Origin of the sequence: Aeromonas sp. RU39B (assembly GCF_900156095.1) — a bacterium.
In the GTDB taxonomy this organism is placed as follows: domain Bacteria; phylum Pseudomonadota; class Gammaproteobacteria; order Enterobacterales; family Aeromonadaceae; genus Aeromonas.
Window position 1 is genome coordinate 1 of the sequence record NZ_FTMJ01000016.1, and the last position, 14090, is coordinate 14090.

A 14090-nucleotide genomic window follows, 5' to 3' on the forward strand; every position below is an offset into this window, starting at 1 on the left:
AAAATTGAAAGGCCTGAGTCCGGTGCAGTACCGAACTCAGGCCTTCTTGATTTAACCCGTATCTTTAACTGTCCAACTTTATGGGGTCAGTTCACGATCGCCTAGCGGCCGGAGGGGTTTGTTTTTGTCTATCCGGGCAAAAGTCAGTGGGCGTGCTGCGGCTCGCTGCCGGCATCATCCGCTTTGCGATAGAGGCGGCGCGGGTGGCCAATCTTGCCATACAGCAGCTCGACTTGCAGAAAACCGCTCTCTACCCCGTGTTCCAGATAGCGGCGGGTCGTGGTCTTGCTCAGGCCGCTCTCTTCCACCACCTCCTCGACGCTATAGCGCTGCTCCGGGTTCTCCAGAAACAGGCGCTGCACCCGTTGCAGCGTGTTGTCATCGATCCCCTTGGCGCCGGTTTCGGGGCGAAAGTTCTTACCCTGCAGTTGATAGAGAGAGTCCACGTTCTTCTGATCCACCACCTTCCACACCCGCTGCTGATCGCGAAACTGCACGAAACGTTCCAGCGAATAGCTCAGCCGTTTCCACGAGGCCGGCTTGAGGATGTAGTCAAACGCGCCGTTACGGATCGCTTGGCTACAGGTCTGCATGTCGCTGGCCGCCGTGATGAAGATGACCGAGCAGCCGAACTCTTTGAGCAGCGGATGGTTGATCAGCGAGATCCCCTTGCCATCCGGCAGGTAGTTATCGAGCAGGATCAAATGGGGGCGTTTGCTGCGGATTTGCTCCTGGGCACTGGCCAGGCTGGCGGCGGTCCCCACCAGTTGCAGACGTGGATGCTTGGTAATGAGCTCGGCATGAAGCTCGGCCAAGCGGCTTTCGTCTTCCACAATCAGCACGTGGGTCAGATCAGGTTGCATAGTCGGTGTCTCCCTGCAGGAATACCGGGCGAGGTGTGCCCTGGGTGTCGGGGATAAAAAGTGAAAAAATGGTGCCACGCGGGTCGTTGTCGGCCACTTCAATCATGCCGCCCGCCAGATGGACATAGTTGGCTATCAGATGCAGTCCGATGCCGTGATCGCCGCTGCGCTTGGTGGTAAAGCCGGGCTCAAAGATGTGGTCGCGCAGCTCCGGCAAGATCCCCACTCCTTGATCGGCCACTTCGATGATGAGTTCACGGGCATTGAGCCGGATCAGCACTTCTACCGGCGCGTGTGGCCCTTCCGAGCGCTGGGTGGCTTCGATGGCATTGTCCAGCAGGTTGCCGATGATGGAGATGAGCTCCGCTTCATCGAGGGTATGAAAAGTGCGATCCATCAGGCAGGCAGGATCGAAGCTGAGCGCCACCCCCTTCTCCTGGGCGCGGGAGCATTTGCCTAGCAGCAGGCCGCGCAGGGTTGGGGAGCTAAAGCGCTCCGACAGGAAATCCAGCAACTCCTGGGCATGCTCGGTCTGGGCATGGATATAATCGAGGGCCTGTTCGTAGTGCCCCATATGCAGTAGTCCAGCCAGGGTCGACATGCGGTTAAGCTGCTCGTGACGCATGATGCGCAGGTTGTCGACGTAGCGCTTCACCTGACTGAGCTGCATGCTCATGCTGTCGATATCATTGCGATCGCGAAAGGTGATCACCCAGCCCTGCAGGCGTCCTTCCAGCATGATACGAACCCGGCTGGCGATGACGGTCAACTGGTTAAAGACGCAGATCTCGTCGTGGGTATCTTTGTCCAGCATCATCTGCGGCTCGAAGAAAGGGACGTGGGCAATCACATCCTCAAGCGGCAAACCGCGCAGCAGGCGCGAGGGGGTATCCAGTCCCAGCAGTCGCTTGGCCGCCCGGTTAATGACGGCAATACGCGAGCGCTCGTCAATGGCGATGACCCCTTCATAGATCGACTCCATCAATGCCTGCTGCTGGCGCACCAGCAGGCCGATTTCACGCGGCTCCAGCGAAAACATCTGCTTTTTGATACTACGAGTGAAAAACCAGGAGAATATAAAGAGGGCCACCATCAGCAGCACGGCGGCGACAAACAAGTCGATCACTTTGGACAGGGTGATGCGGTCGAGATGGCTGGTGAGATAGCCGACCGAGACGATACCGATCACGTCGCCATCGGCACTGAACACCGGCGCCTTGCTGCGCAAGGAGACACCGAGCCCCCCCTTGCGGATGGTGGTGATGGTTTTACCCTTCAACACTTCCTGATTATCGCCGCCGACCAGGTCGGTTCCGATCCGGTTTTTCGAGGCCGAATGAAAGAGGTGTTTTCCGTTATTATCACCAATCACAATAAAGCTGGCGTCACTGCGCCGGGCAATATCAGTCATGAATGAATATATGCTGTTGCTGTCTTTCTGTTCGACGGCTTTTTGTAAAGCAGGAATCATGGAAATCTCTTCGGCCTGAATTCTGGCACGCTCACTCATTTCCTGATATAGCTGGTGTCCGACATCAAAATAGTAATAGGTGCCGAGCCCAATAAATAGCACCGAGAAAAATGCGATCAGATGAATAAACAGTTTGATGCGAAATGAGAGTTTCATGACCGCAAGAGGAAGATAAAGGATGAAGCGGGATTCTAGCAGTGTTACCACGTATCTTGCTGTGCTTTGCCTGAAACTTGTGATCTTCTGCACGTGTCGGCGTCGCTCGAAGCTTTTGTGGACGCTGGTCGAATCTTATTGTTAAGATAATTTACGACCTATTAACCTGGCCGGAAATAAAAACCATAGAAACCACGAAAATAAATAAGAACAACATCACACTCCAATAATAGAAACCATAGAACCCATACCTTCCATTAAATCTCCTTGGCCAATAGGTATTCCATCACATATTGTGCAGCCGCCATTTTTTAGTATCGCCGTGACAACTAACCATAGGACGTCAAAAAAATGAGCGCATCTGAAAATGCATACACGGTCCCCTACGAAAAGTCGGGTGAACCGAATCTGACCCTGAAAGAGAAGTGGTGGCAGATCATGGACTCCTGGAAGGTCGGGGTGATTCCGTTGCCCTTGTTCCTTCTGGCTGGCGCCTTGATTGCCATCGATTGCCTGAACGGCAAGCTGCCAAGCGACATCGTGGTGATGGTAGCGACCCTGGCCTTCTTTGGCTTTGCTTGCGGTGAATTCGGCAAGCGTCTGCCGATCGTCGGCAAGATGGGTGCGGCGGCCATCTGCGCCACCTTCATCCCCTCTGCCCTGGTCTACTACGGACTGCTGCCGGACGTGGTCGTGGAATCCACCACCAAGTTCTACAAGTCCACCAATATCCTCTATCTCTACATCTGCTGCATCATCGTCGGCAGTATCATGAGCATGAACCGCACCACCCTGATCCAGGGCTTCCTGCGTATCTTCATCCCCATGGTGTGCGGCGAAGTTGTTGGCATGCTGGTCGGGATGGGCGTGGGTATCACGCTGGGGATGGACCCGTTCCAGATCTTCTTCTTCCTGATCCTGCCAATTATGGCTGGTGGCGTAGGTGAAGGTGCGATTCCGCTCTCCATCGGTTACGCCGCCCTACTGCACATGGATCAAGGGGTTGCGTTGGGCCGCGTACTGCCGATCGTGATGCTGGGCAGCCTGACTGCCATCGTGATTGCCGGCTGCCTCAACCAATTGGGCAAGCGCTATCCGCACCTGACCGGTGAAGGCGAACTGATGCCGGGCTCCAAGACTGAAAACCTGACCGCTGCCTTCAGTGGCAAGGTAGATGTCACCACCATCGCCTCCGGTGCGCTGCTGGCCGTACTGCTCTACATGCTGGGCATGCTGGGTCACAAGCTGATCGGTCTGCCGGCTCCGGTGGGCATGCTGTTCATGGCGGTTCTGGTCAAGCTGACCCACGGCGTCTCCCCGCGCATTCTGGAAGGTTCCCAAGTGGTCTACAAGTTCTTCCAGACCTCGGTGACCTATCCCATCCTGTTTGCCGTTGGTGTGGCCATCACCCCGTGGCAAGAGCTGGTGAATGCCTTCACCGCACAAAACCTGATTGTCATCGTCAGTACCGTGACTGCGCTGGTCACCACCGGCTTCTTTGTCGGTAAGAAGATCGGCATGCACCCGATCGATGTTGCCATCGTCTCTTGCTGCCAGAGCGGCCAAGGCGGTACCGGTGACGTCGCCATCCTGACAGCCGGCAACCGTATGAGCCTGATGCCGTTCGCACAGATCGCCACCCGTATCGGCGGCGCCATCAACGTGTCGGTGTCGCTGTTGGTTCTTGCCAATTTCCTGGTGTAATTCAAGTAAGTAGGAATTAGTTATGAAACTTGCGAGTTATCTCCATCAAGGTCGCCGCAGCTACGGCATGGTGACCTCGGCGGGGCTCATCGACCTTGGCAATCGCCTTGGTGACCGCTTTGCCGATCTGAAGTCGCTGCTGGCGGCTGATGCTCTGGATCTGGCGCGCAGCCTTGCCAGCCAACCGGCTGATCTGGCGCTCGATGAGGTGAGCTTTCTGCCGGTGATTGAACACCCCGGCAAGATCCTCTGTGTTGGCATGAACTACGCCGACAAGCGCAAGGAGTTTGATCAACACAACCCGGCCCCGACCCTGTTCGTGCGTTTCCCCGATTCGCAGACCGGGCACCGCTCCCAGGTTCTCAAACCGCGTCACTCCAGCGAGTTTGATTACGAAGGCGAGCTGGCTGTGATCATCGGCAAGGATGGCGAACACATCAGCCGCGAGCAGGCGCTCTCCCACGTAGCGGGCTACAGCTGCTACATGGATGGCTCGGCCCGTGACTGGCAACACACCTGGTTTACCGCTGGTAAAAACTGGCGCCAAACCGGTGCCTTCGGCCCCTGGATGACCACCAGTGACGAGATCCCCGATCCGCACCAACTGGCCATCCGCACCTGGCTCAACGGCAACATGGTGCAGGAAGACAACACCCGCAGCATGATCCACAAGGTGTCTGAACTGATCGAATACATCAGCACCTTCACCCGCCTCAGCGCCGGTGACGTGATCATCACCGGTTCGCCGGGTGGGGTCGGCAAGAAGCGTAACCCGCCGCTGTTTATGAAGGCTGGGGATCGCATCGAGGTCGAGATCGAAGGTATCGGGCAGTTGTGCAATGTGATTGCCGATGCACCCGGTGTTGCTGCCATGGCAGCGGCTCACTGAGGCTGACAGGCGACGCATCATGATGAACGGTAATGTAGAGCTGAGTGTGCTGCGCGCCGGAGAATGGCCGCAGCAGTGGGCACGGGTTCGCGCTTTCCTGGCTGCCAACTTGCTGGGAATGGACGAGGACATCGGGCTGTTTGTCATGGCTCAGCGCGATGGTGAGCTGGTCGGCTGCGCCGGTCTGGCTACCAATGTCATCAAGTGCGTCGCCGTCGCCGAGAGTGAGCGTGGTGAAAACCTCGCCGCCCGGCTGCTGGTGGAAGTGGAAAATCTGGCCCTCGAACAGGGCCATTTTCATCTCTTCCTCTGTACCCGGCCCTGCAATCTGGCACGTTTTGAACAGTGTGGATTCTGGCTGCTGGCGCGTTGTGACGATACCGCCGTGCTGCTGGAAAACACCCCGTGCGGGTTGACCCGCTACTGCCGGCAACTGGCGCGGCAGCGCCGTCCTGGCGCCAAGATAGGCGCCATCGTGATGAACGCCAACCCCTTTACTCTGGGGCACCGCTATCTGGCCGAGCAGGCCGCTCGCGAGTGCGACTGGCTGCACCTGTTCGTGGTGCGGGAAGAGGCCTCCTTTTTCCCTTATCAGGAGCGGCTCGCCATGGTGCAGGCCGGTGTCGCCGGGCTTGGCAATGTCACGGTCCACGAAGGGTCGCCCTACCTCATCTCGCGCGCCACCTTCCCCGGCTATTTCCTCAAGGAGCAGGGGCTGGTGGAGCGAGCCTGGAGCGGGCTTGACCTGCAGCTGTTTCGTCAGCACCTCGCCCCGGCGCTCGGGATCACCCACCGCTTCGTTGGTAGCGAGCCTTTCTGTCCGGTGACCCGGGCCTATAACCAGGCGATGCACCACTGGCTCGAACAGCCCGATCCGCAGGTGTCCGCCGTGCAGGTGGTGGAGTTGGAGCGTCACTGCCGCCCCAGTGGCACGGCCATCTCGGCCTCCGAAGTGCGCCGTCTGCTCAAGAGCCAGCAATTTTCCCGCATTCGGGAGATCGTGCCGGAAAGCACTTTTGTCCATCTCGCGCATCACTATCGCGCCGAGGTGGCCTGATTCGATTAACAGGACAACAGCATGAAGATTACAAGGGAGGCGCTGGCCGGCACGGCTGAGTCCAGCGACCTGATGGTCAAGGTTGCCCCTAACGGGAGCGCCCTTGAGGTAGAGATTCACAGCGAAGTGTACAAGCAGTTTGGCGATCAGATCCGCCAGGTGGTACACGAGACGCTGCATGCGATGGGCGTGGATGCCGGTCTTATCATCATTGACGACAAGGGGGCGCTGGATTGCGTCATCCGTGCGCGTCTGCAAAGTGCCCTCCTGCGCGCTGCCGAGGAACAGGCGATCAATTGGGAGGTGCTGAAATGAGTCGACTCCGCCGTAGCATGCTGTTCCTGCCGGGCGCCAACGCGGCCATGCTCTCTAACTCCTTCATCTATCGTCCCGATTCGATCATGTTCGATCTGGAAGATGCGGTCTCCCTGCGCGAGAAGGACTCGGCCCGTCTGCTGGTGTTCCATGCCCTGCAACACCCCATGTACCACGACATCGAAACCGTGGTACGTATCAACCCGCTCAGCACCCCGTTCGGTCTGGCCGATCTGGAAGCGGTGGTGCGCGCCGGGGTCGATGTGGTGCGTCTGCCCAAGACCGATTCGCCCGACGACATCCATCAGCTCGAAGCTCACCTTGAGCGCATCGAGCGCGAGTGCGGCCGTGAGGTTGGCTCGACCAAGCTGATGGCGGCCATTGAGTCAGCCATCGGCGTGATCAATGCCGTGGCGATTGCCCGCAGCTCGCCGCGCCTTATCGGTATCGCGCTGGCCGCCTTTGACTACGTGATGGACATGCAAACCGAGCGGGGTGATGGCACCGAGCTGTTCTATGCCCGCTGCGCCGTGCTGCACGCCGCCCGTGCCGCCGGTATCGATGCCTTCGATGTGGTGTGGTCAGACGTCAACGACGAGGCCGGATTCCTGCGCGAGGTCGAACTGATCCGCCGCATGGGCTTTAACGGCAAGTCCCTCATCAATCCGCGCCAGATCGATCTGCTGCACAACGCCTACGCGCCGACCCAGCAGGAAGTGGATCACGCCCACCGGGTGATCGACGCGGCGCAAGAGGGTGAGCGCAATGGTCTGGGGGTGGTCTCCCTCAACGGCAAGATGATCGATGCCCCGATCATCAATCACGCCCGGGTTGTACTGGAGCGCGCTGCCGCCTCCGGTGTGCGTCGCTAATGGTTGCAAGCAAGGATCACGACATGAGTAACCAGACTGAATATTTGCATCTTGCCTACCCCCATCTGCGCCACCTGACGTCGTTCGATACGGCGCACACCATGACGCCCTGGCTGTCTGACCCGGAGCAGAAGCACAACCGCAAGCTGTGCGCCTCCATTGAAGAGGCGGTCGCGCGCTGTGGTCTCAAAGATGGCATGACCATCTCCTTTCACCACGCGTTTCGCGAAGGGGATCGGGTCATCAATCAGGTGGTCGCACTGCTGGCCCGGATGGGCTTTAAGGGATTGACCCTGGCGTCCAGCTCCCTGATGACCTGTAACGACGCCCTGATCGAGCATATCCGCAACGGCGTCATCACGCGTATCTACACCTCCGGCATGCGCGGCAAGCTGGCCGACGCCATCTCGCACGGCCTGATGGAAGAGCCGGTGCAGATCCACTCCCACGGCGGCCGCGTCAAGCTGCTGCAAGATGGCGAGCTGAAGATCGATGTGGCGTTTCTCGGGGTGCCTTGCAGCGACGAGTTCGGCAATGCCAACGGCAGCCACGGCAAGTCCTGCTGCGGCTCGCTCGGCTATGCCATGGTCGATGCCCAGTTTGCCCGCAATGTGGTGCTGCTGACCGAAGAGATCGTGCCCTATCCCAACATGCCGGCCAGCCTGGTGCAGGATCAGGTGGATTGGGTGGTGCCGGTCGAGAGCGTCGGGGACCCGGCCAAGATCAGCGTGGGCGCCGCCCGCGTCACCAGCAACCCGCGTGAGCTGCTGATTGCCCGTCAGGCGGCGGAAGTGATCGAGCACTCCGGCTACTTCCGTAACGGCTTCTCGATGCAGACCGGCTCTGGTGCCGCGTCCACCGCCTGCACCCGCTTTATGGAAGAGAAGATGAAGCGCAGCGGCGTGAAAGCCAGTTTTGCACTGGGTGGCATCACCGGCAGTCTGGTCGATCTGCACGAAAAGGGGTTGATCGGTAAGTTGATCGATACCCAGTGCTTCGATGCTCAGGCGGCGTCGTCGCTGGCGCGGAACCCGAACCACGTGGAGATCTCTACCCACGTTTATGCCAACCCGGGTAGCAAAGCCGCCTGCTGTGATCAGCTCGATGTGGTGATCCTGAGTGCGCTCGAAATCGACGTGGATTTCAACGTTAACGTGATTACCGGCTCGGACGGGGTGATGCGTGGCGCCTCCGGTGGTCACTGCGACGTGGCGGCCGCGGCCAACCTCACCATCGTGGTGGCTCCGCTGCTGCGCAGCCGGATTCCGACCGTGGTCAAGCGCGTGACGACCCTGCTGACTCCGGGTGAGAGCATCGATGTGCTGGTAACCGACCACGGTATTGCGGTGAACCCGCGTCGCCCGGAAGTGCGTGAGCGGCTGCTGGCGGCCGGCCTCAAGGTAGTGGATATCCACGACTTGTGGCAGAGCGCCATCTCGCTGACTGGCGAGCCCAAGCCCATCGAGTTCACCGATCGCATCGTCGGTGTGGTGCGTTATCGCGATGGCAGCGTGATTGATCTGGTTCGCCAGGTGAAGGAGTAAGCAGTATGGAGGCGAGCGCCAACACGGGCATTACGCTCGATCAGTTGCTGGCAGCCAAGGATGAGCGGGCTCGCCGCCAGCGCAGCTGGCTGGATGGTTATCGGCAGCCGCTGATCGCCCTCTCGCTGGTGACGCCCGGTCCTATCAAGGAGAGCCTGCGCTATCAGCGCCTGCTGGAGGAGGGCCGGCAGGCCTGTCAGCAGATGCTGCGGCGTCATGGACTGAGTGTGCTGGCGCACGCCACCTTTGCTTCTCCTGCCGGTGGTACGGCGCTGTGGAGCGTCAACCACCCGGCCTTCTCACTCAAGCGCCTGTGTGTCGATCTCGAAGAGAGCCATCCTCTCGGACGGTTGTGGGATTTTGATCTGTTTTGCCCGCAGGCCGGTCCAATTGGGCGCTCAGCCATCAACATGGCCGGACGCGGCTGTCTTATCTGCAGTGAACCGGCGCACGCCTGCTCACGCTCCCGGCGCCATCCGCTGCTGGACGTTGTTACCCGTGTGGAAACCCTGATCGATGATTACTTTGCAAGGCAGTGAGTCCCTGCGGACTCACCGCCCCATCCCCGAGTTGGCCGCCAGCGCCCTGCGCATGGAGATCGATCTGACCCCCAAGCCGGGGCTGGTGGATCGCCTGGGTAATGGCGCCCACAAAGACATGGATTACCCGCTGTTTTTGGCCAGCATCGCGGCCATCGCACCCTGGTTTCTCTGCTTTTATGAGCTGGGAATTGATACTGCCGAGCAGGCACCGGCTAGCTTGCTGGCGGCGCTACGCGATGCCGGGATGGCCTGCGAACAGGCGATGTTTGCTGCCACCTGCGGGGTGAATACCCACAAGGGCGGCATCTTCTCGCTGGGGCTGCTGTGCGGTGTGGCCGGGCGGTTGCAAGCGCAAGGAGAAAGGCTTACCCGTGAGCGTCTTTGTCAGGAAGTCGCCCTGCTCTGCCAGGGCATGGTGGAGCGCGAACTGGCCCGTGGCGCCCGTGGCCGTACTGCCGGTGAGCAGCTCTATTTACGGTTTGGACTGACCGGTGCTCGCGGTGAGGTGCAAAGCGGTTTTGCCACGGTGCGCCGTCATCTGCTGCCGCACTGGCCGGCCTCAGGTCATGCTGACGAGCAGCATTTGCTGCAGGCGTTGCTGCGCCTGATGGCGGTCAATCCCGATACCAATCTGGTCTCCCGTGGCGGGATGGCCGGGCTGCATTATGTGCAGCACTATGCCCGGCAACTGCTGCGCAATGGCTGGCATCATGGCGATCTGGTCGAGATGGACAGGCAGTTGATCGCGCGCAATCTGAGCCCCGGTGGCAGTGCCGATCTGCTGGCCGTGGCCTGGTTGCTGGCTGCCTTGCCGTCGCAGGATCTTCGGCCGATGTTGCCGGTGCGGCCCCCGGCGACCCATCAGCCGGTCGTGTCGCCCTGATAAAAAGCGCTATCCCAACGGATAGCGCTTTTTTCTGGCGCTTTACCACTGGTTGGCCAGCAGTCGGTCGATCACCGGGTCAATCTTGCTGGCGGTTCCTTGCCACTTCATCAGGGAGAACCCGCCGCGACCGCGCAGGTGGTATTGGGCGTAGCCCACCTGCTCCATATTGCGGGTCAGTGTCAGCTCGGCCTGACTCAGATAGGGGACGATGTCCCAAGTCCGGCGCGCCGTGTAGTTGAGCACATACTCGCAATCATCCGGCTTGGCGCCATCAAACAGGCGGGTCTTGATGTTGTGACGGCTAAAACCGGCCTGCAACACCATCAGAAAATCACTCACTGCGACCTTGGGATTGCGCTGAATACACACCTCCTGCAGACGGCTTTCTCTGGCGACCGGTTGCACCGATACCGAGGTACAGGCCGTCAATAACGGGAAGAGCAAACAGAGTAAGGCAGTACGACGCATCACGATTCTCCGAAAGGGGCAGAAAAGATTCATAAGGGGCTGGGTGTCGAGCGGCCGGCAGGATAGCAGAGGCGGAGTGATGAATCCCGGTAGCATCATCGATGGGAGATGCAGCGAATAGTCTCGAACGTGCGCAGAACCTGATGACAACAGGAGATATCAGAGTGCGCGACCGAAAGAGGCGTGTGTCAGCTCTTGTCAGGGAAAGGGGCCTCACAAATGAAAACTGGCGCAGATAGCGCTTTTGTTTTTCATTAAAAGATATATCTTAATCATGTTTGATCGCTGAAACCTGCCGCTTTGCATCCGGTTGATGCCTCCCGGCAGTCACGGAGAAAATCATGACGATGACGACCCCTTTATCCCGAACTTCTGCGCAGATCACCCTGGTGGCGGCGCGTATTGCCATCGCAGGTGCTCAGGGTGAAGCCGAGCGCAATGGCTGGCACATCAGCGTGGCGGTTGTCGATGCGGCCGGTGAGCCGGTGGCCTTTGAAAAATGTGACAGTGCCATCGGTATTTCCCCCTCGGTTGCCTTTGGCAAGGCCCGCACGGCGGCGCTGTTGCAGGCTCCATCCGGAGAATTCGAACGCTTCATCAATAACGGTCAACCCAGCTTTCTATCGGTACCGGGTGTCACGCCGCTAGAGGGCGGCCTGCCAATTTATTCAGGATCGCAGGTGATTGGCGCCATCGGGGTCAGTGGTGCCCACGGCCCTAACGACACACAAGTCGCCGCCGCTGGCGTAGCGGCCCTGATGACGCTGGAGGTGCTGTGATGGGATCGCTGAAAGATAAGACGGTACTGATCATTGGGGGCAGCTCAGGCATCGGGCTGCGGGTTGCCGAGTTGGCCAGAGCCGAGCAGGCCCATCTGATCATCGTTGGGCGGGATGAGCAACGCCTCTCTGAGGCCTCCCACGAGCTGGCGTGGTCAGGACAACGCGTCGATGCGCGGCGTTGTGATGCTCATGACCATGATCAGCTTGCGGCCCTGTTTGCAGACTTGCCGCCACTCGATCATGTGGTATCGATGGTGGGGGATGTGATGGGTGGCGGTTTCCTGAATGCCGAGATGGCCGTGATCCGCCACGTCATGGAGTCGAAATTTTTCACCAATGTCCGGATCGGACAGCTGGCGGCGCACAAGTTGAAAGAGGGCGGTTCGCTCACCTTTACCTCGGGAACTGGCGGCCGTGCCCAGCACGCCTGCGCCAGTTATGTGGGTAATCTCGGCATTAATGCGCTGGTAGAAGGGCTGGCGGCTGAGCTGGCGCCGCGGGTGCGGGTTAATGCGGTGTCGCCCACCTGGACCCTGACACCGTTCTGGCGCAACGTTCCGGCCGAGCAGGTGGCGGCGACCAAGGCGCATTTTGAAACCAGCATTCCCCTTGGCCGCCTGGCCAGTGTCGATGAGTTGGCCGCCACTTATCTGTTTTTGATGAAAAATGGATTTATCACCGGTCAGCATGTTGCCGTCGATGGCGGCATCATGTTGGGATAGAGCCTCGGGTTGCCAGCCATGGTGGCTGGCCAACCTTGTTGCAGGAGAGTCTGATGCAGCTGTATGTCTATGAGCATTGCCCGTTTTGCTCGCGGGTTCGTTATGCCGCCGGTGCGGCAGGTCGTCGCGTGTCTGCCGTGGTGCTTTCGTATGCTGACGTAGCGACACCGACCGCGCTGGTAGGTCGTAAAGTTGCTCCCATTTTGGTCGAGGAGGGTAAAACTCCGATGCCTGAGAGTCTGGATATTATTCGTTATCTGACGGGGGCCAACGACGAGCAGATGACGCTCTCTGCCAATATTGCCGACTGGCAATCGCGGGCGTTTCCGGTTTTGCAAGGAATTGGCTATCCGCGCTGGTACAAGATGGGGCTCGGCGAATACGCGACTGAAGAAGCCAAATTGGCCTGGATTGAAAATAAGCAGAAGGCGGCTGGATGCTCCTTTGCCGAGTTGGAAGCTCGTAGCAGCGAATTTCTGCAACGCAGTGACGAGTTGGTGCAAGAGCTGGTGCCGATGATCCTCAGTGGTCAACTGGCGCAGCGCATGCTTGATGCGGCTGTGGTGTTCTCCATTTTGCGCGGCCTCTATGTGGGGCCTGTCGTTGGACGTTGGCCAACTGATGTTGTGAGCTGGCTGGAGCAGGCCGCTAAAACGGCGGATGCGCCGCTGTTTATCTGATCTCGGCCATCCGCTCTTTTTTGTTGGCTATGACCGACTTGGGGTTAGCCTAACTCCTTCTTTTATGCGATAAATTCTGTTTATCCGTTGTTCGTAAGCGGCACTGTCAGGCGCCGCTTACGATGATGTGGAAGGAACCCGCATGACCCTGTCGATAGCGCAGCTGCAAGATGTGATAGCGCAGTTGCCGGATCCGGTTTTTATCATCAGTGAAGATGGCTATTACCTTGATTGCATTGGAGGTATTGATGCCGGCGCCTATCAGAGTGGTCATCCCTTGGTGGGGAATCGGGTGGTAGATGTATTACCTGCCGAGCGGGCGGCCTGGGTCATGGAGCAGGTGCAGGCCGTGCTGCAAACGGGTCAGGTGCGGCAGGTGGAGTATGAGCTGGATATCGAGTCGATTCGCTTCATCGATACCGAGCAGGGGCCGCTTGGCCGACAATATTACGAAACCAAGATTGCGCCGCTCTCAACCCGCTACGATGGTCGCTGCGCTGTGGCTTGGATCAGCCGCAACATCACCCGCAGCTACGAGCTGCAGCAGCGCCTCAAATCCCTTAGCGAAACCGATCAACTGACCGGTCTCTATAATCGCCGTTTCTTCTTCGAACGCTATCCGACTGAAGTCGCAGCGTTTGACTGCTCCGGTCTTATCATGCTGGATCTTGACCACTTCAAGCAGATTAATGACCTGTATGGGCACCATCAGGGTGATCGGGTGCTGCAGTGTTTCTGTGCCTGTGTTCGCCATGAGCTGCGCAGCGATGATCTGTTTGTGCGCAGCGGCGGTGAGGAGTTTGTCATCCTGTTGCCGGGCGTGGATGGTGAGTCATTACGTCGGGTGGCTGAGCGGATCCGCCTCGCCGTGTCGCACATGGTGGTGGACCCTGACTTACCCGAGCTGCGGGTCACTGTCAGCTTGGGCACCACCCTGGTGGCGCCGTGGGAGAGTGCCGGCAATGTTCTGGTGCGCGCCGACGAATGGCTCTATCGCGCCAAGCGAGCCGGTCGTAATCGTGCCGCCCACTGCATGGTCATGGCCCGTGACACTTCACCGTTACCGGTCACCCCTCCAAAGCAGGCGTGACAGCGCCGATTTCCCGTGCGATAACATCTCTCTGTCTATTTCTTGTACG

Annotated in this window: 15 protein-coding genes; 12 read left to right on the forward strand and 3 right to left on the reverse strand. The window is 59.0% G+C overall.

Going from position 1 to position 14090, the window contains the following annotated elements; translation table 11 throughout:
• Positions 1-143: 143 nt before the first annotated feature.
• Together BW958_RS17855 and BW958_RS17860 are read right to left on the reverse strand one after the other, a co-directional pair.
• A complete protein-coding gene (locus BW958_RS17855) occupies positions 144-863 on the reverse strand; it encodes a response regulator (RefSeq protein WP_076577262.1) in 720 nt (239 codons plus the stop codon).
• Positions 853-2490, reverse strand: a complete 1638-nt coding sequence (locus tag BW958_RS17860) for an ATP-binding protein (protein ID WP_076577263.1) — start codon at positions 2488-2490, stop codon at positions 853-855. Before BW958_RS17860 ends, BW958_RS17855 begins: the two co-directional genes overlap by 11 nt.
• Before the next feature lie 351 nt (positions 2491-2841).
• Here BW958_RS17860 and BW958_RS17865 point away from each other — a divergent pair, with 351 nt between their 5' ends.
• From BW958_RS17865 to citG, 8 genes are read left to right on the forward strand one after another with little or no spacing between them, the layout of a single operon-like run.
• Positions 2842-4194, forward strand: coding sequence for a 2-hydroxycarboxylate transporter family protein (locus BW958_RS17865; protein ID WP_076577264.1), 1353 nt, complete (start codon positions 2842-2844; stop codon positions 4192-4194).
• 22 nt (positions 4195-4216) lie between these two features.
• Positions 4217-5083, forward strand: coding sequence for a fumarylacetoacetate hydrolase family protein (locus BW958_RS17870; RefSeq protein ID WP_076577265.1), 867 nt, complete (start codon positions 4217-4219; stop codon positions 5081-5083).
• 19 nt (positions 5084-5102) lie between these two features.
• Entirely contained in the window at positions 5103-6140 is a 1038-nt protein-coding gene (gene citC, locus BW958_RS17875) for a [citrate (pro-3S)-lyase] ligase (RefSeq protein ID WP_076577350.1), read from the forward strand.
• Between the two features lie 21 nt (positions 6141-6161).
• Positions 6162-6455, forward strand: coding sequence for a citrate lyase acyl carrier protein (gene citD, locus BW958_RS17880; RefSeq protein ID WP_076577266.1), 294 nt, complete (start codon positions 6162-6164; stop codon positions 6453-6455).
• Positions 6452-7327, forward strand: coding sequence for a citrate (pro-3S)-lyase subunit beta (gene citE / locus BW958_RS17885; protein ID WP_076577267.1), 876 nt, complete (start codon positions 6452-6454; stop codon positions 7325-7327). Before citD ends, citE begins: the two co-directional genes overlap by 4 nt.
• 23 nt (positions 7328-7350) lie before the next feature.
• A complete protein-coding gene (citF, locus tag BW958_RS17890; RefSeq protein ID WP_076577268.1) occupies positions 7351-8871 on the forward strand; it encodes a citrate lyase subunit alpha in 1521 nt (506 codons plus the stop codon).
• A gap of 5 nt (positions 8872-8876) precedes the next feature.
• Positions 8877-9410, forward strand: coding sequence for a citrate lyase holo-[acyl-carrier protein] synthase (gene citX / locus BW958_RS17895; RefSeq protein WP_076577269.1), 534 nt, complete (start codon positions 8877-8879; stop codon positions 9408-9410).
• Positions 9388-10296 carry a triphosphoribosyl-dephospho-CoA synthase CitG gene (gene citG, locus BW958_RS17900; RefSeq protein ID WP_076577270.1) on the forward strand — a complete coding sequence of 303 codons (909 nt, stop codon included), beginning with the start codon at positions 9388-9390 and terminating at the stop codon, positions 10294-10296. Before citX ends, citG begins: the two co-directional genes overlap by 23 nt.
• Positions 10297-10338: 42 nt before the next feature.
• On the opposite strand, the gene BW958_RS17905 is transcribed toward citG, so the two are convergent.
• Positions 10339-10767 (reverse strand): Sbal_3080 family lipoprotein, encoded by a 429-nt coding sequence (locus BW958_RS17905; protein WP_076577271.1) that lies wholly within the window; start codon positions 10765-10767, stop codon positions 10339-10341.
• A 341-nt stretch (positions 10768-11108) separates the two neighbouring features.
• Between BW958_RS17905 and BW958_RS17910 the strand changes: the two genes are divergently transcribed.
• The 4 genes from BW958_RS17910 (at position 11109) to BW958_RS17925 (ending at position 14041) form a co-directional block, all read left to right on the forward strand.
• A complete protein-coding gene (locus BW958_RS17910) occupies positions 11109-11546 on the forward strand; it encodes a GlcG/HbpS family heme-binding protein (protein WP_083687396.1) in 438 nt (145 codons plus the stop codon).
• On the forward strand, positions 11546-12271 hold the full coding sequence (locus tag BW958_RS17915; RefSeq protein WP_076577272.1) for an SDR family oxidoreductase: 726 nt from the start codon (positions 11546-11548) through the stop codon (positions 12269-12271). Before BW958_RS17910 ends, BW958_RS17915 begins: the two co-directional genes overlap by 1 nt.
• Positions 12272-12324: 53 nt before the next feature.
• A complete protein-coding gene (grxB, locus tag BW958_RS17920; protein ID WP_076577273.1) occupies positions 12325-12951 on the forward strand; it encodes a glutaredoxin 2 in 627 nt (208 codons plus the stop codon).
• A gap of 142 nt (positions 12952-13093) precedes the next feature.
• Entirely contained in the window at positions 13094-14041 is a 948-nt protein-coding gene (locus BW958_RS17925) for a sensor domain-containing diguanylate cyclase (protein ID WP_076577274.1), read from the forward strand.
• Positions 14042-14090: the final 49 nt, after the last annotated feature.